Source organism: Iodidimonas sp. SYSU 1G8 (genome assembly GCF_039655775.1).
Lineage (GTDB): Bacteria > Pseudomonadota > Alphaproteobacteria > SMXS01 > SMXS01 > RI-34.
In genome coordinates this window covers 2,217,761-2,239,044 of sequence record NZ_JBBYXJ010000001.1, presented here as the reverse complement: position 1 = coordinate 2,239,044, position 21,284 = coordinate 2,217,761, and the positions used below count along the sequence as shown (strand labels likewise).

General features: G+C 66.9%; 21 protein-coding genes. 10 read left to right on the top strand and 11 right to left on the bottom strand.

Annotation, left to right across the window (positions count from 1 at the left end):
- Nucleotide 1: 1 nt before the first annotated feature.
- Nucleotides 2–961, bottom strand: coding sequence for a zinc-ribbon domain-containing protein (locus WJU17_RS10540; RefSeq protein ID WP_346327284.1), 960 nt, complete (start codon nucleotides 959–961; stop codon nucleotides 2–4).
- A 149-nt stretch (nucleotides 962–1,110) separates the two neighbouring features.
- Between WJU17_RS10540 and ftsE the strand changes: the two genes are divergently transcribed.
- From ftsE to WJU17_RS10515, 5 genes are all read left to right on the top strand, one after another.
- Nucleotides 1,111–1,860, top strand: coding sequence for a cell division ATP-binding protein FtsE (gene ftsE, locus WJU17_RS10535; RefSeq protein ID WP_346327283.1), 750 nt, complete (start codon nucleotides 1,111–1,113; stop codon nucleotides 1,858–1,860).
- A gap of 28 nt (nucleotides 1,861–1,888) precedes the next feature.
- Entirely contained in the window at nucleotides 1,889–2,764 is an 876-nt protein-coding gene (locus WJU17_RS10530) for an FtsX-like permease family protein (protein ID WP_346327282.1), read from the top strand.
- A gap of 1 nt (nucleotide 2,765) precedes the next feature.
- The gene (locus WJU17_RS10525; protein WP_346327281.1) at nucleotides 2,766–3,374 is read left to right on the top strand and encodes a YdcF family protein; all 609 of its coding nucleotides are present in this window, start codon (nucleotides 2,766–2,768) and stop codon (nucleotides 3,372–3,374) included.
- Nucleotides 3,371–4,111 carry a lysophospholipid acyltransferase family protein gene (locus tag WJU17_RS10520; RefSeq protein ID WP_346327280.1) on the top strand — a complete coding sequence of 247 codons (741 nt, stop codon included), beginning with the start codon at nucleotides 3,371–3,373 and terminating at the stop codon, nucleotides 4,109–4,111. The genes WJU17_RS10525 and WJU17_RS10520 overlap by 4 nt, the downstream gene beginning before the upstream one ends.
- Nucleotides 4,112–4,246: 135 nt before the next feature.
- Nucleotides 4,247–7,687, top strand: coding sequence for an LAGLIDADG family homing endonuclease (locus tag WJU17_RS10515; protein ID WP_346327279.1), 3,441 nt, complete (start codon nucleotides 4,247–4,249; stop codon nucleotides 7,685–7,687).
- 9 nt (nucleotides 7,688–7,696) lie between these two features.
- Here the strand turns inward: WJU17_RS10515 and WJU17_RS10510 are convergent, their stop codons facing one another.
- Complete coding sequence (locus tag WJU17_RS10510; protein WP_346327278.1) at nucleotides 7,697–8,227, bottom strand: gamma-glutamylcyclotransferase; 531 nt, start codon at nucleotides 8,225–8,227, stop codon at nucleotides 7,697–7,699.
- A gap of 67 nt (nucleotides 8,228–8,294) precedes the next feature.
- Here WJU17_RS10510 and WJU17_RS10505 point away from each other — a divergent pair, with 67 nt between their 5' ends.
- Complete coding sequence (locus WJU17_RS10505; protein WP_346327277.1) at nucleotides 8,295–8,999, top strand: DUF2125 domain-containing protein; 705 nt, start codon at nucleotides 8,295–8,297, stop codon at nucleotides 8,997–8,999.
- A 27-nt stretch (nucleotides 9,000–9,026) separates the two neighbouring features.
- Here WJU17_RS10505 and thpR read toward each other — a convergent pair whose 3' ends face one another.
- The 3 genes from thpR to WJU17_RS10490 are packed head-to-tail and all read right to left on the bottom strand — an operon-like array spanning nucleotide 9,027 to nucleotide 11,368.
- The gene (thpR, locus tag WJU17_RS10500; RefSeq protein ID WP_346327276.1) at nucleotides 9,027–9,611 is read right to left on the bottom strand and encodes an RNA 2',3'-cyclic phosphodiesterase; all 585 of its coding nucleotides are present in this window, start codon (nucleotides 9,609–9,611) and stop codon (nucleotides 9,027–9,029) included.
- Nucleotides 9,612–9,629: 18 nt separating this feature from the next.
- Entirely contained in the window at nucleotides 9,630–10,667 is a 1,038-nt protein-coding gene (locus WJU17_RS10495; RefSeq protein WP_346327275.1) for an NADP(H)-dependent aldo-keto reductase, read from the bottom strand.
- 26 nt (nucleotides 10,668–10,693) lie between these two features.
- On the bottom strand, nucleotides 10,694–11,368 hold the full coding sequence (locus tag WJU17_RS10490; protein ID WP_346327274.1) for an arylesterase: 675 nt from the start codon (nucleotides 11,366–11,368) through the stop codon (nucleotides 10,694–10,696).
- A gap of 12 nt (nucleotides 11,369–11,380) precedes the next feature.
- Here WJU17_RS10490 and WJU17_RS10485 point away from each other — a divergent pair, with 12 nt between their 5' ends.
- The 3 genes from WJU17_RS10485 to WJU17_RS10475 all read left to right on the top strand — a co-directional run bounded on the left by WJU17_RS10485 (nucleotide 11,381) and on the right by WJU17_RS10475 (nucleotide 15,437).
- Nucleotides 11,381–12,079, top strand: coding sequence for an ABC transporter ATP-binding protein (locus WJU17_RS10485; RefSeq protein ID WP_346327273.1), 699 nt, complete (start codon nucleotides 11,381–11,383; stop codon nucleotides 12,077–12,079).
- Nucleotides 12,079–14,589 (top strand): FtsX-like permease family protein, encoded by a 2,511-nt coding sequence (locus tag WJU17_RS10480; RefSeq protein WP_346327272.1) that lies wholly within the window; start codon nucleotides 12,079–12,081, stop codon nucleotides 14,587–14,589. The genes WJU17_RS10485 and WJU17_RS10480 overlap by 1 nt, the downstream gene beginning before the upstream one ends.
- A gap of 107 nt (nucleotides 14,590–14,696) precedes the next feature.
- A complete protein-coding gene (locus WJU17_RS10475; protein WP_346327271.1) occupies nucleotides 14,697–15,437 on the top strand; it encodes a Bax inhibitor-1/YccA family protein in 741 nt (246 codons plus the stop codon).
- Between the two features lie 58 nt (nucleotides 15,438–15,495).
- Here WJU17_RS10475 and WJU17_RS10470 read toward each other — a convergent pair whose 3' ends face one another.
- A complete protein-coding gene (locus tag WJU17_RS10470) occupies nucleotides 15,496–15,837 on the bottom strand; it encodes a DUF2794 domain-containing protein (RefSeq protein ID WP_346327270.1) in 342 nt (113 codons plus the stop codon).
- A gap of 510 nt (nucleotides 15,838–16,347) precedes the next feature.
- On the opposite strand from WJU17_RS10470, the gene htpG reads away from it, so the two are divergent.
- Complete coding sequence (gene htpG / locus WJU17_RS10465; RefSeq protein ID WP_346327269.1) at nucleotides 16,348–18,231, top strand: molecular chaperone HtpG; 1,884 nt, start codon at nucleotides 16,348–16,350, stop codon at nucleotides 18,229–18,231.
- Here htpG and WJU17_RS10460 read toward each other — a convergent pair.
- Genes WJU17_RS10460 through WJU17_RS10440 form a run of 5 tightly spaced genes read right to left on the bottom strand, consistent with a single transcriptional unit; the run spans nucleotide 18,228 to nucleotide 21,284 of the window.
- Complete coding sequence (locus WJU17_RS10460) at nucleotides 18,228–18,635, bottom strand: Na+/H+ antiporter subunit G (protein ID WP_346327268.1); 408 nt, start codon at nucleotides 18,633–18,635, stop codon at nucleotides 18,228–18,230. The genes htpG and WJU17_RS10460 overlap by 4 nt on opposite strands.
- A 7-nt stretch (nucleotides 18,636–18,642) precedes the next feature.
- A complete protein-coding gene (locus WJU17_RS10455) occupies nucleotides 18,643–18,912 on the bottom strand; it encodes a K+/H+ antiporter subunit F (RefSeq protein ID WP_346327267.1) in 270 nt (89 codons plus the stop codon).
- Nucleotides 18,909–19,400 carry a Na+/H+ antiporter subunit E gene (locus WJU17_RS10450; protein ID WP_346327266.1) on the bottom strand — a complete coding sequence of 164 codons (492 nt, stop codon included), beginning with the start codon at nucleotides 19,398–19,400 and terminating at the stop codon, nucleotides 18,909–18,911. Before WJU17_RS10450 ends, WJU17_RS10455 begins: the two co-directional genes overlap by 4 nt.
- 10 nt (nucleotides 19,401–19,410) lie before the next feature.
- A complete protein-coding gene (locus tag WJU17_RS10445) occupies nucleotides 19,411–20,937 on the bottom strand; it encodes a monovalent cation/H+ antiporter subunit D (protein WP_346327265.1) in 1,527 nt (508 codons plus the stop codon).
- The gene (locus WJU17_RS10440) at nucleotides 20,934–21,284 is read right to left on the bottom strand and encodes a Na+/H+ antiporter subunit C (protein ID WP_346327264.1); all 351 of its coding nucleotides are present in this window, start codon (nucleotides 21,282–21,284) and stop codon (nucleotides 20,934–20,936) included. The genes WJU17_RS10445 and WJU17_RS10440 overlap by 4 nt, the downstream gene beginning before the upstream one ends.

The window sequence follows — 21,284 nt, the reverse complement described above, 5'->3', positions numbered from 1 at the left end:
CTCAGTTGGTCGCGGGCGCGGATGCCGCCGGTTGCGCGGGGGTGCCGGTACCAGCGGCGGGCGCGCCTTCGGCGGTCGCCGCCGCCTCGCCCGGCGCGGCTCCGGCGGTTCCGGCTTGCGCCTGACCCGGAATGGAGAAGCCCGGCACCAGTTCGTAAAGCGCCACGGGCGGCAGGTCCTTGCGGCTCTTGAACGGTGCCTTGGCAAAGGGCTCCAAGGTCTGCGTCTCTACCTCGAATACCCATTGCCCCAGGCTGTTGCCGTCCTTGTCGCGCATTTCGAAGGACAGGGGCGGCACGGTCTGCTTCCGGTCGCCCTTGTTGATCAGCACGCCCTGTAACTGCAGGTACCGGATGCCGTCGATTTCCTCGACCGAGGACTCGACGTTTTCAAAATCCAGCGTCATGGGAACCGGCTCTTCCGGGACCGGCGCGGGCGGCGCCTCGCTCGCCGCCGGCGCGGCCGTCTCGGTGACGGCCGGTCCGCCGAGCCCTGTCAGCGCCGCCAGCTGGTCCTTGAACAGGACGGCCGCACCGAGCGCGAAGACGACCAGGATCACGGCGGCGATGGCCCATTTGCGACCCGCGCCACCCGAGTCATCGCCGTCGTCGCCTGGCCTCGGACGCACCAACTCCTCCTTGGAGCCGCTTAGCGGTTTCGTCTCCTGATGGAAATCGGCGAAGCCCGCGGCCGCCGGGGCCGGTTCGGCAGGTGCAGGCGGCGCGGCGGCGGCAGGCGGAGCCTCGTCCGGCGGCATGGCCGCGGCGGCGTCGGCGGGAAGATCGGCGCCCGATGGCGGCACGAAGACGGGTTCGGCGACCGGCTCAGGCGCCGCGGCCTCGTCTGGCTGCTGATGCCAGACATTGCCGCACTTGGCGCATCGGACCCGTTGTCCCCCCGGCTTGATCTTGTCCTGCGGCAGCGTGTAGCGCGTCGAGCAGTTGGGGCATGTAATGATCATAAGAGGCGATGCGACCTGAGAAACGGTTATATACTGGGTTGGGTTGGCCCGGGCACCGTCCCCGATCGCGACGGGCGCGTCAACGTGAACGAAGCCATCCCGTCCACTTTACTGAGACAGTCCAAAGCCGATGCGTTAGGGTGTCATGCATGATCCGCTTTGACAATGTTGGAATGCGCTATGGCATGGGCGAGGAGGTTCTGCGCGACATAACCTTCCACCTGGAGCGCGGTTCCTTTTACTTCCTCACCGGCCGCAGCGGCGCCGGAAAGTCGTCGCTGATGAAGCTGATGTATCTGTCCGAGCGACCGTCGCGCGGGCTGATCAGCATGATGGGCGTCGATATCGTCACCGCCAAGCGCTCGGCGCTGCCGCGGCTGCGGCGCAACATCGGGGTGGTCTTCCAGGACTACCGGCTGCTCGACCACCTCTCCGCCTACGACAATGTGGCGCTGCCGCTGCGCATCAGCGGCGCGCCAAAATCGGAGGTGAAGAACCATGTGGAGGAGCTGCTGGTCTGGGTCGGCCTGAAGGACCGCATGCAGGCCCGGCCGTCGACCCTGTCCGGCGGCGAGAAGCAGCGCGTCGCCATCGCCCGCGCGGTCATCAACCGTCCGTCCGTGTTGCTGGCCGACGAGCCCACCGGCAACGTGGACGAGGAAATGGCCGACCGCCTGATGCGGCTGTTCATCGAACTGAATCGTCTCGGCACCACCACCGTCATTGCCACCCACGACATGCGGCTGGTGGAGAGTATCGAAGTGCCGAGGCTTCATCTGGAGGCCGGAGACCTGATAGAACTGCCGCCGGGCGCCGACGCCACGCTCTTGCCGGGATCGTTCGCCGGCCCCAAACTGCCCGATGCCATGCCGCAGGCCCTGGGATCCTCCCGCGACTGACCGGCCGGCCGAACCATTCGCGAGTTTCATGTTCCGACAGATCCGCTTCCTGCCCAGTGAAAACGTCCATGGCCGCCTGTTGCCCTGGGTCGTCGCCGTCATGGTGTTCCTGGCCGGCGTGGCCATGCTGGTCGCGCTCGGGCTGCAGGCCACCGCGCAGACCTGGCACGAGGGCCTGTCGCGCAGCCTGACCGTGCAGGTCATCAACGCCGACCCGGACGGCCGCGCCAGGGAAGTCGCCGCCGTGCTCGACGAGCTGAGGCGCACGCCCGGCATCGCCGACGCGCGCGAGGAAACAGGCGACGAAGTCGCGGCGCTGCTCGAGCCCTGGCTCGGCAAGGGCAATGTCGGCCCCGACCTGCCGATCCCGGCGCTGATCGACGTCAAGCTGGCGCCCGAGGCGACGGTGGATGTGGAAGCGTTGGGCCAGGCCCTCGTCAAGGTCGCGCCCAGCGTGCGCGTCGACGCCCACGAGCGCTGGCTCGCCGATCTGCTGGTGCTGATGCGCATCGTGCAATGGGTCAGCGGCATCATCGTCGGCCTCGTCGGCCTGGCGACGGTGGTCATCATCGTCTTCGCCACCCGCGCCAATCTGGCGGCGCAGCGCGACACGGTGGAAATCGTGCACATGATGGGCGCGCGCGACGGACTGATCGCCGGCGCCTACCAGCGGCGGTTCCTTGTGGTCGGGATCAAGGGCGCCATTCTCGGCCTGATCTTCCTCGGCCTCGGCATGCTGGCGATCCATTTCGTCAATCAGCGGCTGGAAGGCGCGCTGCTGCCGCAGCTGATTCCGGACCGGCGCGTGCTCGCGAGCCTGCTGGTGCTGCCCTTCGCCGCCGGCCTGATCACCATGCTGACGGCGCGGTTCGCGGTGAAGCGCGCGCTGGCGGACATGAACTGACATGCGCAAGCTGCTGCTCCTCGTCCTGCTCGCGGCGGCGGGCTGGCTCGCGGGGTTCCTCAACTACATCCACGAATTGCCCGATGTGCCGCCCACCAAGCTGCGCCACACCGACGCCATCGTGGTCCTGACCGGCGGTCCCTCGCGCCTCAGCGAGGCGGTGGCGCTGCTGGCGGGCGGGCATGGCGAGCGGCTGCTGATCTCGGGCGTCAACGCCCGCACCAACGACCCCGAGCTGATTCAGAGCCTGGGCCTCAACCGGCGCCGTGACGTCGACCTGTTCGCCTGTTGCATCGATATTGGCCGGCAGGCGCTCGACACGGTCGGCAATGCCCAGGAAATCGCCGAATGGGCCGCGCGGCACGAGTACCGCTCGCTGCGGGTGGTCACCGCCGATTTCCACATGAAGCGCAGCCTGCTGGAAATCCGGCGCTACACAAGGGATCTGGTGCTGGTGCCCCATCCGGTATTCAGCGACTACGTCCGGCCCGCGACATGGTGGCGTCACGCGCCCTCCGCGCGCATCCTGTTCGCCGAATACAACAAGCTGCTGGTCGTTTGGGCGAAAGCCAACCTCTATGACCGCATCGCCGGAGCGCCCAACGCATGATGATGATCCGGTCCGTGCTGTTCACGCTGTCGTTCTGGGCGTGGACCGCCATCGCCGTCATCGGGCTCTCGCCGGCGCTGGTCGGGCCGCCGCGCTGGTCGATGAACGCGCAGAACATCTGGGCGACCGGCGCCGAATGGCTGGTGCGCCACATCGCCGGCATCCGCTACGAGGTGCGCGGCGCCGAGCATGTGCCCGAAGGCACGTTCATCGTCGCGTCCAAGCACCAGTCGGCCTACGAAACCTTCCTGTTCCAGATACTGCTGCGCGATCCCGGCATCGTCATGAAGAAGGAGTTGCTGGCGATCCCGCTCTATGGCTGGTTCAGCCAGCGCATGGGCATGATCCCCATCGACCGCGCGGGTTCGGCGGGCGCCATGCGGCAGATGCTGCGCGCCGCCGACCGGATCAAGGCCGAGGGCCGCCCTGTGCTGATCTTTCCCGAAGGCACCCGGTCGGCGCCGGGCGCGGTGCCCGACTACCGCCCCGGCGTGGCCGGCCTCTACCGGCATCTCAAGGTGCCCGTCGTGCCCGTGGCACTGAATTCCGGGCTGTTCTGGGGCAAGAACGCCCTCGCGAAGCACCCGGGAACGGTGATCATCCACTATCTGCCGCCCATCCCGCCCGGCCTCGACAAGCGGGAGTTCATGGCCGAGCTGGCTGGACGGATCGAGCCCGCCACCGCCGCGCTGCTCGCCGAGTCGGGCTTCCGGCCTGTGGATAACAATGGGGATTAATGCCGCGTAGCCTGTGGGCGGCGGTGGATAACTCGCCTCAGTGCTCTCTGTGACAGAAACATAACAGGAACACGCGCGGTTGCCCGTCCGCCGCGGACGGCCTATCATGGCCGCAGCAACAGGATGGATTCTGCCATGACGGCGACCGCACCGATTTCCACCCAGATCTGGGACATGAAGTACCGCCTGAAGGCCGCCGACGGCACGGCGGTGGACAAATCGGTCGACGATACGTGGTGGCGAATCGCCCGGGCGCTGGCCGAACCGGAAGCCGCCGACAGCCGCGAGTCCTGGGCGGCGCGGTTTCACGCGGCGCTCGAAGGGTTCAAGTTCCTGCCCGCCGGCCGCATCGTCGCCGGCGCCGGCTCGGGCCGCGACGTCACCCTTTTCAACTGTTTCGTCATGGGCACCATCCCGGACGACATGAGCGGCATCTTCGACAATTTGCGCGAAGCGGCGCTGACCATGCAGAAGGGTGGCGGCATCGGCTATGACTTCTCCACCCTGCGGCCCAAGGGCGCGCGGGTGAAGGGCGTCGGCGCCGACGCGTCCGGCCCGCTGCCCTTCATGGACGTGTGGGACGCCATGTGCCGCACCATCATGAGCGCTGGCCACCGGCGCGGCGCCATGATGGCGACCATGCGCTGCGATCATCCGGACATCGAAGCGTTCATCGCCGCCAAGCAGGACCCCGGCCGGCTGCGCATGTTCAACATGTCGGTGCTGGTCACCGACGCCTTCGTCGAGGCGGTCCGGAACGACGGCACCTGGGATCTGGTGTTCGACGGCACCGTCTATCGCACCATGGCGGCCCGCGCGCTGTGGGACAGCATCATGCGCGCCACCTATGCCTACGCCGAACCGGGCGTGATCTTCATCGACCGGATCAACCAGCGAAACAATCTGTGGTACGCGGAAACCATCGCGGCGACTAACCCGTGCGTGACCGCCGACACATGGGTGATGACCGCCGGCGGCCCTCGCCAGGTCTCCAGCCTTGTCGGCACGCCGTTCGATGCCGTGGTGGACGGCAAGGTTTGGCCGTCCGGTGAACAGGGATTCTTTTCGACAGGCCGCAAGGCGGTGCTGCGCCTGTCCACCGACTCCGGGCATGAGTTGCGCCTGACAGCCGATCATCCCGTGCAGGTGACGGTCAGGCTGACACGCGATGTCCGCGAAACGGCATGGAGAAAGGCGGGTGAGCTTCAACCGGGTGACCGGGTCGTCCTGCATGACCACCGCGCCGCTCCGGGCTGGGCGGGCGCCTATGGCGAGGATGAAGGCTATCTGATGGGGCTTCTTGTCGGCGACGGCACCCTGAAGGACGACAAGGCGGTGCTCTCCGCATGGCCGGGCAGCATGGTGGTCTGCGGATCGGTCGAGCGCCCTGGCGTGCTCGCCGTGATGGATCGCGCGCTGGACGCGGCCCGCCGCCTGCCGCATCGCAGCGACTTCAGGGGATGGTCGGCCGTTGCCGGGCGCGGCGAGCGTCGTCTGTCGTCGGCCGCCATCAAGTCCCTCGCCGAATCGCTGGGCATGGCGCCGGGCACCAAGGCGACAACCCCCCAGGTCGAGACCACATCGTCCGGCTTTCATCGCGGCTTTTTGCGGGCACTCTTTGATGCCGATGGATCGGTGCAGGGCACTCATGCCAAGGGTGTCAGCGTCAGGCTGGCGCAAAGCGATGTCGAAACCCTTCGGGCGGTGCAGCGCATGCTGGCGCGTTTTGGCATCGCGTCCCGGCTGTACCGTGACCGCAGGCCCGCGGGCCCGCGCCTCTTGCCCGACGGCAAGGGCGGCAAGGCGGCCTATGAATGCCGCGCCGACCACGAACTGGTGATCGCGGGCGATAATCTGTCTGTATTCGCGGAGCGTGTGGGATTCGAGGATACCGACAAGGACGCGCGCCTGCGCCAGTCCCTGTCGGGTTATCGCCGCCAGCTCAACAAGGAGCGTTTCGTCGCCGTGGTCGAGGCCATCGAACCCAATGGCGACGCGGAGGTTTTCGACGTGCAGGTGCCTGGCGTCAACGCGTTCGACGCCAACGGTCTGTACGTGCACAATTGTGGCGAGCAGCCGCTCCCTCCCTATGGCGCGTGCCTGCTCGGCTCGGTCAATCTGGCCATGCTGGTGACCGATCCGTTTACGCCGGCGGCGGCGCTCGACATGGACGCGCTGGACGATCTCGTCACCATTGCGGTCCGCATGATGGACAATGTGGTCGACACTTCCCGTTTCCCGCTGGAGCAGCAGGCGCATGAGGCACGGGCCAAGCGGCGCATCGGCCTGGGCGTGACCGGTCTGGCCGACGCCCTCATCATGTGCCGGGCGCGCTACGGTGCTCCCGAGGCCATCGCCCTGATCGAACGCTGGATGGCGCGGATCCAGCGTGCCGCCTATCTGGCGTCGGCGGCGCTAGCCGCCGAGAAGGGCGCGTTTCCGCTGTTCGATGCGGAAAAATATCTGGCGGGCGCCAGCGTGTCCGAGATGGACGAGGATGTACGCGAGGCGATCCGGACCCACGGCATCCGCAACGCCCTGCTGACGTCGATCGCCCCCACCGGCACCATTTCCCTGTTCGCCGACAATGTCTCGTCCGGGCTGGAGCCGGTGTTCAGCTTCACCTACACGCGCAAGGTGCTGATGCCCGACGGCACGCGCAAGGAAGAGACGGTCAGCGACCACGCCTACCGCCAATACATCCGCCAGTTCGGCGAAAACGCCGTGCTGCCCGACTATTTCGTGACCGCCCAGACCCTGCAGCCGCGGGATCATGTGCGGATGCAGGCGGCGGTCCAGAAATATATCGACAGCTCCATCTCCAAGACCATCAACTGCCCCGAGGACATCTCGTTCGAGGCGTTCAAGGACGTCTACATGCAGGCCTACGAGATGGGTTGCAAGGGCTGCACCACCTATCGGCCCAACGACGTCACCGGCTCGGTGCTGGAGGCGACGCCGCAGGCCGACGCCGACGAGCCGCGCCTGCCGCTGGAGGAACCCGCACCGCGCCATGCCGACGAATACGCCGCGGGCGGCGTGGTCTACATGACCCGTCCGCTCGATCGGCCCGAGGCGCTGCCGGGCAAGACCTACAAGATCAAATGGGCTGACAGCGACCACGCCATGTACATCACCCTCAACGACGTGGTGCAGGACGGACGGCGCCGGCCCTTCGAAATCTTCATCAACTCCAAGAACATGGAGCATTACGCCTGGACGCTGGGCCTGACCCGCATGATCAGTGCCGTGTTCCGGCGCGGCGGCGACGTGTCCTTCGTGGTCGAGGAACTGAAGGCCGTGTTCGACCCGCGCGGCGGCCAGTGGATGCGCGGCCACTATGTGCCGTCGCTGCTCGCGGCCATCGGCGAGGTGATCGAGGCGCATCTGATCGACATCGGCTTCATCAAGGCGGAACAGGACTTCAATCCCAAGGCCGAGCGGCTGCGCTTGGCCGTGGGCGACGCGGAAGGGCGGCCCGCCATGCGCTCGTGCCCCAAATGCGGCGCGCCGTCGCTGATCCGCCAGGAAGGCTGCGACACCTGCATCTCCTGTGGCTATTCCAAGTGCGGATAGAATCGACGCTCAGGCGGGCGCGCCCAGCAGTTTCCAAACCTGGTGCAGCGGGCCGTCCTTGATGCCCATCTCGTCCAGATGGGCGATGGTGCTGGCCAGATAATCGATGTTCACGCCCGAGACGCCGCTGGCCCCGTTCATGATCCGGGCCTGTTCTTCCACCGGCAGCTTGCCGGCATATTGCTCATGGGCGCGGTCCACCGCATAGGCGCGCGCCAGTACCTTCCCCTCGGGCAGCCGCACGGGATGCAGGATGGGCCGGTAGACGGCGGTGACCATCTCGCGCGCGTCCAGATAGGCGATGACCTCCTCGGCCCGCTCCGGGGCGACGCGGAAGGCCCGCCCCAGGCACGAGCCGCCCGAATCCAGCCCCAGCACCAGTCCGGGCCGCTCGCGGGTGCCCCGGTGGTGCCAGGAATAGATGCAGAAGGCGCGGTGAAAGCCGTGCAGCCGCGCCGGCTGCGCTTCCACGAAGTCGAAGCCGGGCCGCCACATCAGCGAGCCATAGCCGAATATCCACAGATCGTCCTGTTGCCGCATGCTCTTCGGTTGCTCTTGCTGCCGTCTCATCCTAGTTAGTCGGGGCGATCAAGGGAAAGGCCTCGCCATGTTCAATCGCTATGTGGTGCTGTTCGGCGTCCTCGGCCTGCTCCTTGCAGGTTACGCGGTCTGGTGGCACCGGGAAGCGGCCCGGCTCGAGGCCGCGGTGCCGGGCTACATGGCCCGGGCCTTGCCGGAGGGCGCGCGCTTGAGCCAGACGGTCGCCGGTGTGGACGGCTTTCCGTTCCGCCTGAACGTCCAGCTGACCGATGTGACGCTGGCCTGGGGAGATGGGGACACGATCTCCACGCCGTCGCTGACCGTGATGTTCCAGCCGCTCAACAACGATCATCTGATTTTCCACCTGGATGCGCCCGTCGCCTTCGCCATCGACGGCGCGTCGGGTAGCTTCACCGCCGAACGCGGGCTTGCCAGCATGGTGGGCTACGAAACCGGCCGTCTGCGTCTCGATGCCGATTCGGTAAACGTGGCGCTCGCGGTGGATGGCGGGGCGCCGGTCATGGTCGAACGGGTTCAGGGACACATGCTCCTGGCGGATGGACAGCGGGCGCTGTCCGTCGCCGTCAAGGACGCGGCACCCGGCGCGGCGAGCGGCCGCCTCGCCAGCCTCTTCGAGCGCTATGGCGAGCCCGGACAGAACGGAAATCTCACGCTGGTGATCGACGAGAAGGACGGCGTCTATCACGCCCGGGGCAAGGCGCTGGACGCCGCCGATGGCGAAGCGCTCAGGCGTCTGGTTCGGGGCGACTAGTCGGGCTGCCGTCACGACACCGGTCCTTCAGGGCGCCGGTTCCGGCTCGTCATCCTCGAACGGTCCGGCATCCGCTTCCTCGTCGTCGGGATAGCTGGCGAGCGGGTCATAGATGGCGCCCGAATGGGCAAGGTGGCTGCGGTACAGGGTGAAGCGGTCCACCGTCCAGGGCGGCGACCACAGCTGGTCATATTCGGCCAGGAAGCGATCGAGCCGCCCGCTCGGCCCCTTGAAGCGCGACAGGGTGATGTGCGGCAGGAACTTGCGGGTCTCGGCTGGCAGGCCGATCCGCACCAGCGCCGTCTCGATCTTCTGCGCCAGATGCGCCAGCGGCGCTTCAGGTCCGACGCCGGCCCACAGCATGCGGGGCTTGCGGGTGTCGCCGAACAGCCCGACACCCGCAAGCTGGACTTGGAACGGCGTGAACTGCACCGCCCGCAGCGCGCTGTCGATGTCCTCTGCCCGCGCCTCGTCCACCTCGCCGATGAACCGCAGCGTCAGGTGCAACTGGGCGTCGGTCTGCCAGCGTGCGCCGTGAACGCCGCCCATCAGGCCGGTCAGGCGCTCACGCACCTCGAAGGGCAGGGGCAAAGCGACGAAAAGGCGCAGCATGGCATCTACCGTAGCGTCTCAGCAGGCCGGATTGGCATGCGAATTATGAATCTCTTCGATGCCTTTCAGCACGTCCTCGCTCAGGGTGACGTCCTTGCTGGCGATGTCGGTCTTCAGCTGTTCCATGCTGGTCGCGCCGATCAGGTTCGAGGCGACGAAGGGACGCGAGGTGACGAAGGCCAGCGCCATTTGCGACGGATCGAGCCCATGATCGCGCGCCAGCTTGACGTAGCGGGCCGCGAGGCCGTCGATGGCCGGCGGATCATAACGGGTGAAGCGGTCGAACAGCGTGCGCCGCGCGCCTTCCGGCTTCGCGCCGCCCAGATATTTCCCCGACAGGATGCCCATGGCCAGCGGCGAATAGGCCAGCAGGCCGATCTCTTCCCGGTGCGAGATTTCGGCCAGCGCGATCTCGAACAGGCGGTTCAGGAAGTTGTAGGGGTTCTGGATGGTGGCGATCCGCGGCAGGCCCTTGGTCTCGCTCTGGCGCACATAGTCCAGCAATCCCCAGGCGGTTTCGTTGGAAACGCCGATATGGCGCACCTTGCCGGTCCTGATGATGTCCTGCATCACCGCAAGCGTCTCGGCGACGGGAATTGTGTCCGGGTCGTCCTTGTGGACATAGCCGAGCGTGCCGAAATGGTTGGTCTTCCGGTCGGGCCAGTGGAACTGGTAGAGGTCGATGTAGTCGGTTTGCAGCCGCTTCAGGCTGGCGTCCACCGCGGCCTCGATGTTCTTGCGGTCGAGCCGGATATTGCCGTCGCGGATATGGTTCATGCGGCCGGCGCCCGACACCTTGGTGGCGAGCACGAACCTGTCGCGGTTCTTGCGGCTGGCGATCCAGCTGCCGATATAGGCTTCCGTACGGCCCTGGGTCTCGGGACGGGGCGGCACCGGATACATCTCGGCGGTGTCGATGAAGTTGATGCCTTCGCCCAGCGCATAGTCGAGCTGCTCGTGCGCCTCGGCTTCCGTGTTCTGCTGGCCCCAGGTCATGGTGCCCAGGCAGATGGCGCTGACAGTAAGATCCGTGCGCCCGAGGCGTCGGTATTCCATGTGTTATCCCCCTGATTCGATTATGATTACTGCTTGGTCAGCAGACTATGAACCATGGGCGTGATGCGTGCCACGATCACATCGATGCCCTCGGCGGTCGGATGGATTCCGTCGGGCAGATTCAGTTTCCTGATCCCCGCGACACCCTCCAGGAAGAAGGGATAGAGCGCGACGCCATATTTCCTGGCCAGGTCCGGATAGATCGCATCGAACTGCTTCAGGTAGTCGCTGCCCATGTTCGGCGGCGACTTCATGCCGGCCAGGAGCACCGGGACGCCGTCCTTGCGGAAGCGGTCGAGGATGCCGGACAGGGCCTTGATGGTCACTTTCGGGTCGATGCCGCGCAGCGCGTCATTGGCGCCCAGCTCCACGATGGCCAGGTCGGGCTTGCCGCCGGGCACGCCGGCCAACGCCCAGTCCAGCCGGCTCAGGCCGGCGCTGGCCGTGTCGCCCGACACGCCCGCATTGTGGACCTTCACCTTCAGCCCGCCCGCGATCAGCTTCTTTTCCAGCTTCGCCGGAAATGACTGACCGGGTTCCAGCCCATACCCGGCGCTCAGGCTGTCGCCCAGCACCAGCACGTCCAGGGTGTCATCCGCCGCCGCCGTGGCGGCGTAGCAGAAGGCGGCCAGAAGAAACGCGGCGCAGAAATTGACAACCCGGCCGAACGTCCCATATCGCTGGCTTGTGTCCGGCCTCATGAGTGTTCCTTTATGATTCGTCTCGACGACATCCACCTAACACTTAAGAGCCGGGCAGGACCCGTCAACATTCTTCGGGGCATCGACCTCGCCATCGACAGGGGCGAGGCGATCGGCATGGTCGGCCCGTCCGGCTCTGGCAAGTCGACGCTGATGAGCGTGATGGCGGGGCTGGAAAAGCCGTCGCGCGGCCGTGTCGAGATCGACGGCCAGGACGTCACCCATATGAGCGAGGACGGGCTCGCCACCTTCCGGCGCGGCCGGATCGGCATTGTCTTCCAGTCGTTCCACCTGATCCCGACCATGACCGCGCTCGAGAACGTGGCGGTGCCGCTCGAGCTGATGGGCGACAAGGACGCGTTCGACAAGGCGGCCCGCGAATTGAAGGTGGTCGGTCTCGGCGCGCGTACCGAACATTATCCCGGCCAGCTCTCGGGCGGCGAGCAGCAGCGTGTCGCGCTGGCGCGGGCGCTGGCGCCGCAGCCGGGGCTCATCCTGGCCGACGAGCCGACCGGCAACCTGGATGCCGCGACCGGTGCGGACATCATCGACCTCATGTTCTCCCTGCAGGCGCAGCGCGGGACCACGCTGGTCCTGATCACTCATGATGCGGGCCTTGCCGCCCGCTGCGACCGGCAGGTCCGGGTCCGAGATGGCCGCATTGAGGCGTCCGGCGCCCCGATCCTCGCCCGTGCCGGAGCAGCCGGCTGATGCCGCTCTCGCTGCGGCTGGCGCTGCGGGAATTGCGGGGCGGCCTGAAAGGCTTCACCGTCTTCCTCTTGTGCATCGTGCTCGGCGTCGCGGCCATCGCGGCGGTGGGCGGTGTGCGCGAGGCGGTGATGCAAGGCATCAGCGAGCATGGACGGCCCATCCTCGGCGGCGATATCGAGTTGCGCATGACCAGCGAGCCGCTCCCCGCGCCGGCGCTCGACTACATAACGGCGCGCTATCCGGTGAGCCGAACCCTGACGCTGCGCTCCATGGCCGCCGCCGATCTGGACCGGCGGGCGACGGTCGAGCTCAAGGCCGTCGACGGTGCCTATCCGCTCTACGGCGCGGTCGAGCTCGTGCCCGCCATGCCGCTCGCCGAGGCGCTCGCCGAACGGAACGGCCGCTGGGGCGCCATCGCCGAACAGGCGGTGCTGGACAAGACACGCACCACGGTCGGCGATACCCTGCGGATCGGCGACCTGGATTACGAAATCCGCGCTGTGACCCTGACCGAACCGGACAAGGCGGGCGACGGCTTCACGCTGGGCGCCCGCGTGATCGTGTCCGACGCCAGCGTCGGCGCGGCGGCCCTGATCCAGCAGGGCAGCATCGTGCGCCACCAATACCGGCTGAAGCTGCCGCCGGACACCGATCTGGAGCAGGTGAAGCAGGATCTGGACACACGGTTCCCCGATGCCGGCTGGCGCATGCGCGACCGGCAGAACGGCGCGGACGGGGTCAAGCGCTTCCTCGAGCGGCTGGCCGTGTTCCTATCGCTGTCCGGCCTCACCGCCCTGCTGGTCGGCGGCGTCGGCGTCGCCAACGCCACGTCCGGCTACATGGCCACCAAGCGCGAGGCGATCGCCACGTTCAAGTGCCTGGGGGCGGGCGGCGGCACCATTTTCCGGATCTATCTGTGGCAGGTGCTGCTGATCGCGCTGGTGGGCGTCGCCATCGGTCTGGTCATCGGTGCCGCGATCCCCTTCGCCGCCATCGCGCTCCTGCAGGACATGCTGCCGGTCCCCGCGCGCGCCGGCCTCTATCCGGGGCCGCTGCTGCTCGCCAGCGCCTACGGCGTTCTCACCGTGCTCGCCTTCGCGGTCTGGCCGCTGGGACGCGCTCGCGATGTGCCGGCGGCAGGCCTGTTCCGGCAGATCGTCGCGCCGGTCTCGGGCCGACCACACTGGCGCTACATGGCCATGACCGGCGCGGCCGTGCTGGCCCTGGCCGGGCTCGCGGTGCTGTTCTCCGACGAGCGGCGGTTCACTCTGTGGTTCCTGCTCGGGGCGGCGGCCAGTTTCGTCGTGCTCTGGCTGGCGGGGCTGGCGCTGATGCGTTTCACCGCGCTGCTTCCGCGACCGTCGAGCCGGGTGTGGCGCATGGCGCTGGGCAATCTGCACCGGCCCGGCGCGGCGACGCCGAACGTGGTGCTCTCGCTTGGTCTCGGTCTCACCCTGCTGGTCACCGTCGCCCAGATCACCACCAATCTGGGCGCGCAGATCGAGGACGGCGTGCCCGCCGACGCGCCGGCCTATTACTTCATCGATATCCAGCCCGACCAGATCGAGGGCTTCGAGACCATGCTGCGCGCCATGCCGGGCGTCAGCGACGTCACCCGCGCGCCCATGCTGCGGGCCACCATTACCGAGGTCGACGGCGTGCGGGCCGAGGACGCCAAGATCGCCGGCGATGCCCAGTGGGCGGTGCGCGGCGACCGGGGGCTGACCTACGCGGCAGAGCTGCCCAAGGACAATCGCGTCGTCGCGGGCGAATGGTGGCCGAAGGACTATGCCGGGCCGCCGCTGATCTCTTTCGACGCCCAGCTCGCCGAAGGCATGAACCTGTCCATTGGCGATACGCTGACCTTCAACATCATGGGCCGGCCGATCACCGCCGCTATCGGCAATCTGCGCGATATCGACTGGTCCGGCATGGGCATGAACTTCTCGGTCATCTTCGCGCCGGGCACGCTCGAGGCCGCGCCCCACTCCCATCTGGCCACGGTCAAGGTGGACGCCGCGCACGAGGCGGCCATCGACCGTGCCGTGGCCGAGGCGTATCCCAACGTCACCGCAGTGCGGGTCCGCGACATCCTGAACACCGTCGGTTCGCTGCTGGAGCAGATCAATCAGGCGGTCTCGGCGGCGGCCTCTGCCGCGCTGGTCGCGGGCGTGGTTGTCCTGGCCGGCGCGATGGCCGCGGGCTATGCCGACCGGGTGCGCGATGCCGTGGTGCTGAAGGTGCTGGGCGCGCGCCGCAGCGACATCGCCCGGGTCTACCTGGTCGAGTACGCGCTGATGGGCCTCATCACGGCGCTCATCGCCATGGCGCTCGGCACCCTGGGCGCCTGGCTGGTCATTACCCGGATCATGGACGCGCGCTGGATCTGGCAGCCGGAAATTCTTGTCGCTACCGCCATCGGGGGACTTATCGTTACGGTCGCGTTCGGGTTCCTGGGCACATGGCGCGCGCTCGGAGAGAAGCCCGCGCCGCTTCTTCGAACGGAATGACAATATCGTAATCTTGATTCGCTTGAATTGCCGGGAACTCCCCTCAATATTAGGGGCCACTGGTTTAGCCTTCGTGCGTGGCCTGTTTGAAAAGGAGTTGGTCAGAAATGGCACAAGACTACAGAACGCCGTATAGCGTCGGCGCCGGCACCGCGGCCGAGATCGATCAGGGTCTCCGCTCGTACATGCTCGGCGTCTACAACTACATGGCGTCGGGCGTGCTGCTGACGGGCATCATCGCCCTTCTCGTTTCCAACATGGCCGTCACGGACGCGGGTGAGCTGACCTCTTTCGGTCAGGCGATCTACATGTCGCCGCTGAAGTGGGTCGTGCTGTTCGCTCCGCTCGGCCTTGTTCTGCTGATGAGTTTCGGCGTCAACAAGCTCAGCGTGTTCGCCTTGCAGGCGACATTCTGGGTTTACGCGGCCCTCATGGGCCTCTCGCTCAGCAGCATCTTCATGATCTACACCGGCGAGAGCATCGCGCGGGTGTTCTTCATCTCGGCGGCCATGTTCGGCAGCCTCAGCCTCTACGGTTACACGACCAAGCGTGACCTTGGGCCGGTCGGCAAGTTCCTGTTCATGGGGCTGATCGGCATCATCATCGCCAGCGTCGTCAACCTGTTCGTCGCCTCGAGCATGCTGAGCTTCGTGGTTTCGGTGATCGGCGTGCTGGTCTTCGCGGGCCTGACCGCCTACGACACCCAGAGGATCAAGGAACAGTATTACGAGGGCCATGGCGAGGAGACGCTCGCCAAGCTGTCCCTGATGGGCGCGCTGACCCTCTACCTGGACTTCATCAACCTGTTCCTGATGATGCTCCGCCTGTTCGGCAGCTCGCGCGAGTAGCGGCTGTCTCACGGATTACGGAACGCCCGGCCTCGTGCCGGGCGTTCTCGTTTGGGCGTCAGTCGACGACGTTGAGCTTCTTCCGGTCGAAGAAGCGCAGCACGGTCTCCAACTCATGGCCGCGCTTGAGGATCTGGTCGCCGGGCGCGAGGATCGCATAGGCGCCTTGGCGCTTGGCCCATTTCGGACATTTGACGATGCGGTACAGCGGCATTTCGCTGGTGCGGCGGAAGACCGCGAAGACGGCCTGTTCGGCGCCGTCGTTCATGGCGTAATCGCGCCATTCGCCTTCGGCGACCATGCGTCCGTAGACGCGCAGAATCTGGTCCAGCTCCCGCCGGTGGAAGAACACGGTGGGCGGCGGCGCGCGGTAATCCGCGATCGATGTAACGTTCTGCATGACAATTATTAAACTGCCGTGACACGCCGGTTGTCCACGGGTTTTTACCCGGGCGGCCGTCTCGGAAAAGCGACGAAAAGACCTCCGGTTTGCCCGCGGTCGGGCCAAATCGCGCCACAATCCGGAGCGACTATCTGGTTGTTGGCCTCGTCGCCCGGTCGCATCAGTCGGATCTGTAGCCCCCAAGCCCATTCCGTCTGAAGCGACCGGGCATCTTCATGTCCGGAGCACGTCGTTTCCCGTCCGGCCGCGCCTTCCAGAAAAAACGCACTGTCTCAACCTTGCCCCGGGCGAGTCTAAATCCCGCCACATTTCAGGGTAGAATGACCGTTGTTGGCCTCGTCGCCCGGTCGTCTCGAGATGGATCTGTAGCCCCCAAGCCCATTTCATCTCTGACGGCCGGGCATTTCTCTTTTCAGGCCCTGCTTTCCCCCTCCCGATCAATTGACGTCTTGATGCCGCCGTCCCGGTTCCCTATCTAGCGAACCGACCGCGAACCGGGAGAAAGCCATGTCCACCACCGAGACCGTTGAAAAGCACGAATTCCAGGCCGAAGTCGCGCGCCTCCTCAACATGATGGTGCGCTCGGTCTATTCCGAGACCGAGATTTTCCTGCGCGAGCTGATCTCCAACGCGTCCGACGCGTGCGATCGGCTGCGCTATGACGCGTTGACCGATCCGTCGCTGACCGAAGGCGATTCGGCGTTCCGGATCGCCATCACCGCCGATGCGGCCGCGCGGACGCTGACCATCGCCGACAATGGCATCGGCATGAACCGGGACGATCTGATCGCCAATCTGGGCACCATCGCCCGGTCGGGCACGGCGGCGTTCATGGAAAAGCTCAGCGGCGATTCGAAGAAGGACGTCTCGCTGATCGGCCAGTTCGGCGTCGGCTTCTACGCGGCCTTCATGGTGGCGGACAAGGTCGAGGTCACCAGCCGCAAGGCGGGTGACGCGCAGGCGTGGAAATGGACCTCCGACGGCCAGGGCAGCTACACCATCGAGCCGGCGGCGCGGGACGGGCGCGGCACGACCATCGTGCTGCACGTGCGCGAGGACGAGTCGGAATATCTCGATGTCCACCGCCTGCGCCACATCGTCACCACCTATTCCGACCACATCGCCTTCCCGATTCACCTGTCAGAGGTGAAGGACGGCGCGGTGACCGAGGAGGAATCGGTCAACAAGGGCTCGGCGCTGTGGACCCGGCCCAAGGCCGAGGTCACCGACGAGCAGTACACCGCGTTCTATCGCCATGCGGGCCACGCCTTCGATGCGCCGGCGCTGACGCTGCATTACCGGGCCGAAGGCGCGATCGAGTACACGGCGCTGCTGTTCGTGCCGGAGGAGCGCCCGCTCGACCTGTTCGACCCGGCGCGCAAGCCGCGCGTGAAGCTCTATGTGAAGCGGGTCTTCATCACCGACGACACGGACGACCTGATCCCCGGCTATCTGCGCTTCCTGCGCGGCGTGGTCGATTCGGAAGACCTGCCGCTCAACGTCAGCCGAGAGATGCTGCAGAACAACCCGGTGGTCGCGCGCATGCGCAAGGCGGTAACCGGCCGCGTCGTCTCGGCGCTCGAGGCCAAGGCGAAGGATGATGCGGACGGGTTCGACAAGATCTGGTCCAGCTTCGGCCCGGTCATCAAGGAAGGCATCTACGAGGATGGCGAGCGGCGCGGGGCGCTGCTGAAGATCGCCCGCTTCCGGTCGACCCATGGCGACGGCTGGACCACGCTGGGCGATTACCTCGCCCGCATGAAGGAGGGCCAGGACGCGATCTATTACGTCTCGGCACCGGACATCGACGCGGCGCGGCGCAGCCCGCATCTGGAGGGCTTCACCTCGCGCGGGGTCGAGGTGCTGCTGCTGACCGATCCGGTCGACGATTTCTGGCTGTCCATGGTGCCCGAGCACGAGGGCAAGGCGTTCCGCTCGGTGACGCGCGGCGGCGCCGACCTGTCGAAGCTGGACGGCAAGGACGAGAGCGCGGAGAAGCCAGCCGACGACGCGCGCATGGTCACGCTGATCGCGGCGCTCAAGCACGCGCTGGGCGATCAGGTGAAGGACGTGCGCACCACCGACCGCCTGACCGGCAGCGCCGTCTGCCTGGTGGCCGACGATGGCGACATGGACCTCAACCTGCAGCGCCTGTTGAAGCAGCACAACCAGCTGGGGTTCGAGGCGCAGCGTATCCTGGAGATCAATCCGGGCCATCCGCTGATCGCGGCGCTGGCGGAGCGGGCCGACCAGCCCGGCGCGCTGGACGCGCTCGGCGATCCGGCGCTGCTGCTGCTGGATCAGGCGCGGATTCTGGAAGGCGAGCTGCCGGCCGATCCGGCGGCGTTCGCCCGCCGCCTCGCCGACCTGATGGCCAAGGGCCTCGCCTAGACCGACGCGTCCCTGGGCTTCCTGGCGCCCGCGTCCGCGTCTTTCAGGCCGGGCGCGGGATCGTAGGTCGCCCATCCCGTCTCGCCGTTGGTGGGCGGCAGGTCGCCCTTCACCCGGTCATTGCGGTGCAGGAACGTCTTGGCGACCATGCTCGCCGTGATCGGCGCGGTCAGGAACAGGAACAGGGTGATGATCAGCTCGTGCACCGACACGCGCTGTTCGGTCAGCATGAAATAGCCGATGGAGGCCAGCAGGCAGCTGCCGACGCCGACCGTGGTCGCCTTGGTGGGCGCGTGCAGACGGCTCATCAGGTCGGGCAGCTTGATCAGGCCGTAGGAGCCGACCAGCGCGAACAGGCCGCCGATGACCAGCAGCAGGGAGATGACGATTTCGGCGACGATCATGGCTGCCTCATTCGATCACGTCGCCGCGCATCAGGAAGCGGCAATAGGCGACGGTGGAGACGAAGCCGACCATGGCGAACAGCAGCGCGGCCTCGAAGTAGAGGGTGCTGCTCCAGCGGATGCCGGCGAGGACGATCAGCGCGATGGCGTTGATCGCCATGGTGTCGAGCGCCAGGATGCGGTCGGTCAGGAGCGGGCCGCGCAGCAGCCGCCATAAATTCATCACCAGCGCGAGTGACAGGCAGCCCATGGCGAACAGCAGGGCATAGTCGATCATCCGAAGACCTCCTTCAGCCGGGCTTCATAGCGGGTCTTGATCTGGGCGACCGCGTCTTCCGGGTCCGGCGCGTTCAGGCAATGCACCAGCAGGCTGCGGCCGTCGGCCGACAGATCGGCCGAGACGGTGCCCGGCGTCATGGTGATCGTGCCCGCGAGGACGGTGATCGCCTCGGGCGACTTCACATCGAGCGGCACCGAGATCCAGCGCGTGTGCAACTGGTCGTTGCGCTTGAACACGACCCAGTAGGCGACCTGGATATTCGCGACAATGATGTCCCACAGCACGATCAGGGCGTAGACGCCTGCCGCCCGCCAGCTGCGAATGGGCGCCTTGTCGGGCCAGAACCGGGCGGTGAACAGCGGGATGAGCACGCCGAGGATCAGCCCCAGCACCACGGCGCCCATGGAGAAACCGTTGACCAGGAAGACCCACATGACCGTCAGGATCAGGGTCAGGGTGGGATGCGGCAGCAGGCGTTTCAGCATGGCGGCGTCCTCATGGAGCGGCCTTCAGGCCCGGGGGCAGCACCGCGGCGATGTAGGCCGACGAATCGAACAGGTCGGCGGCGGTCGCGGCGAGATAATCGCTGACCGGACCGGCGGCGACGGTCAGCCCCACGAGCAGCGCCAGGGGCAGGGCGGCGATGCCGATCATCAGCGCCGGGCGGGGCTGGGGTGCCGCCTCGATGGTGCCATCCTCGGCCGTGCTCTTCCAGAACAGGCGGCTACCGGCCCGGGCGAATCCGATGGTGGTGACCAGCGAGGCGATCAGGATCGCGGCCCAGATCCACGGCGCCGTGCCGGGATCGCGGGCGCTGTCGAGGATCAGCAGCTTGCCGATGAAGCCCGACAGGGGCGGCAGGCCGGCCATGGCGATGGCGCCCAGGAAGAACAGCGCGCCCAGCGCCTCGGCCTGGGCAAAACGCGGCGCGATGTCGAGGGTGCCGCCATGGGCGCCGCGCCGCGCGGCGATCAGGTCGGCCACCAGGAACAGGGCCGCCACGGTCAGCGTCGAGTGCAGCAGATAGTAAAGCGCCGCCGTCATCCCGGTTTCGGTGAACAGCCCCACGGCGGCCAGCAGGGTGCCCATGGAGCCGATGGTGGCGAAGGCGACGAGCCAGCCCAGCCCGCGCGCCGCGAGCACGCCGGCGGCCCCGACCGCGATGGTCACCAGCGCCGCCGGCAGCAGCCAGTCGGCGGCCATCCACGCCGACGCGCCGGCGTCGCCGCCGAAGATCAGCGTGTAGACGCGGATGATGGCGTAGGCGCCCACCTTGGTCATGATGGCGAACAGCGCGGCGACCGGGGCCGGCGCGTTGGCATAGGTCCCCGGCAGCCACAGATGCAGCGGCACCAGCGCGGCCTTGATGGCGAAGACGATCAGCAGCACCAGCGCGCCGGTCCGCAGCAGCGCCTGGTCGGCCTCGGCCACCAGCGGCACCTTCACCGCGAGGTCCGCCATGTTCAGCGTGCCGGTCATGCCGTAGATCAGGCCGACGCCGATCAGGAAGAGGGACGAGCCCACCAGATTGATCATCACATAGTGCACGCCGGCCCGCAGCCGTTCCCGCCCCGCGCCGTGCAGCATGAGGCCATAGGAGGCGATGAGCAGGACCTCGAAGAACACGAACAGGTTGAACAGGTCGCCGGTCAGGAACGCGCCGTTGATGCCCATCAGCTGGAACTGCCACAGGGCGTGGAAATGCCGTCCCCTGGCATCCCAGCCATTGACGGCATGGAGCAGCGCGATCAGGCCCACGACCGAGGCCAGCAGCACCATCATGGCCGACAGGCGGTCCAGCACGAGGACGATGCCGAAGGGCGCCGGCCAGTTGCCCAGGGCATAGAGCGCGGGCGGATTGTGCGCGGCCGACCAGGTCAGCGCCAGCGACACGGCGAGCACGGCGACGGTGCTGGCGACGGAAAAGATGCGCGCCAGCGACAGGTGATGACGCATGAACAGCACGATCAGCGCCGCGCTGAAGGCCGGAATGACGATGGGGGCGATGATCCAGTGGTTCACCGTTCGGCCTCCGGCGCCGCGCCCGGTTCGCGGCCGTCCACGTGATCGCTGCCGCTTTCGATGAAGCTGCGCAGCGCCAGGACGACGACCACCGCCGTCATGCCGAAGGCGATGACGATGGCGGTCAGGACCAGCGCCTGGGGCAACGGATCCGTATAGGAGGTGGCGGTGTCGCCGAGGATCGGCGGCTGATTGATGGCCAGGCGGCCCATGGAGACAAGGAACAGATTCACCGCATAGGACAGCAGCGCCAGCCCGAGCACGACCGGGAAGGTGCGCGCCCGCAGGATGAGATAGACCCCGGCGGCGGTGAGCACGGCGATGGCGGAGGCAACCAGCATTTCCAT

Excerpts from the sequence above, each read along its gene's own strand:
- WJU17_RS10510 (WP_346327278.1), bottom strand. The coding sequence starts at position 8,227 with ATGCGGCAACAGGACGATCTGTGGATATTCGGCTATGGCTCGCTGATG.
- ftsE (WP_346327283.1), top strand. The coding sequence starts at position 1,111 with ATGATCCGCTTTGACAATGTTGGAATGCGCTATGGCATGGGCGAGGAG.
- WJU17_RS10460 (WP_346327268.1), bottom strand. The coding sequence starts at position 18,635 with ATGATCGTCGCCGAAATCGTCATCTCCCTGCTGCTGGTCATCGGCGGC.
- WJU17_RS10495 (WP_346327275.1), bottom strand. The coding sequence starts at position 10,667 with ATGGAATACCGACGCCTCGGGCGCACGGATCTTACTGTCAGCGCCATC.
- WJU17_RS10520 (WP_346327280.1), top strand. The coding sequence starts at position 3,371 with ATGATGATGATCCGGTCCGTGCTGTTCACGCTGTCGTTCTGGGCGTGG.
- htpG (WP_346327269.1), top strand. The coding sequence starts at position 16,348 with ATGTCCACCACCGAGACCGTTGAAAAGCACGAATTCCAGGCCGAAGTC.
- WJU17_RS10455 (WP_346327267.1), bottom strand. The coding sequence starts at position 18,912 with ATGATCGACTATGCCCTGCTGTTCGCCATGGGCTGCCTGTCACTCGCG.
- WJU17_RS10475 (WP_346327271.1), top strand. The coding sequence starts at position 14,697 with ATGGCACAAGACTACAGAACGCCGTATAGCGTCGGCGCCGGCACCGCG.
- thpR (WP_346327276.1), bottom strand. The coding sequence starts at position 9,611 with ATGCTGCGCCTTTTCGTCGCTTTGCCCCTGCCCTTCGAGGTGCGTGAG.
- WJU17_RS10485 (WP_346327273.1), top strand. The coding sequence starts at position 11,381 with ATGATTCGTCTCGACGACATCCACCTAACACTTAAGAGCCGGGCAGGA.
- WJU17_RS10540 (WP_346327284.1), bottom strand. The coding sequence starts at position 961 with ATGATCATTACATGCCCCAACTGCTCGACGCGCTACACGCTGCCGCAG.
- WJU17_RS10505 (WP_346327277.1), top strand. The coding sequence starts at position 8,295 with ATGTTCAATCGCTATGTGGTGCTGTTCGGCGTCCTCGGCCTGCTCCTT.
- WJU17_RS10480 (WP_346327272.1), top strand. The coding sequence starts at position 12,079 with ATGCCGCTCTCGCTGCGGCTGGCGCTGCGGGAATTGCGGGGCGGCCTG.
- WJU17_RS10450 (WP_346327266.1), bottom strand. The coding sequence starts at position 19,400 with ATGCTGAAACGCCTGCTGCCGCATCCCACCCTGACCCTGATCCTGACG.
- WJU17_RS10470 (WP_346327270.1), bottom strand. The coding sequence starts at position 15,837 with ATGCAGAACGTTACATCGATCGCGGATTACCGCGCGCCGCCGCCCACC.
- WJU17_RS10525 (WP_346327281.1), top strand. The coding sequence starts at position 2,766 with ATGCGCAAGCTGCTGCTCCTCGTCCTGCTCGCGGCGGCGGGCTGGCTC.
- WJU17_RS10530 (WP_346327282.1), top strand. The coding sequence starts at position 1,889 with ATGTTCCGACAGATCCGCTTCCTGCCCAGTGAAAACGTCCATGGCCGC.
- WJU17_RS10515 (WP_346327279.1), top strand. The coding sequence starts at position 4,247 with ATGACGGCGACCGCACCGATTTCCACCCAGATCTGGGACATGAAGTAC.
- WJU17_RS10440 (WP_346327264.1), bottom strand. The coding sequence starts at position 21,284 with ATGGAAATGCTGGTTGCCTCCGCCATCGCCGTGCTCACCGCCGCCGGG.
- WJU17_RS10490 (WP_346327274.1), bottom strand. The coding sequence starts at position 11,368 with ATGAGGCCGGACACAAGCCAGCGATATGGGACGTTCGGCCGGGTTGTC.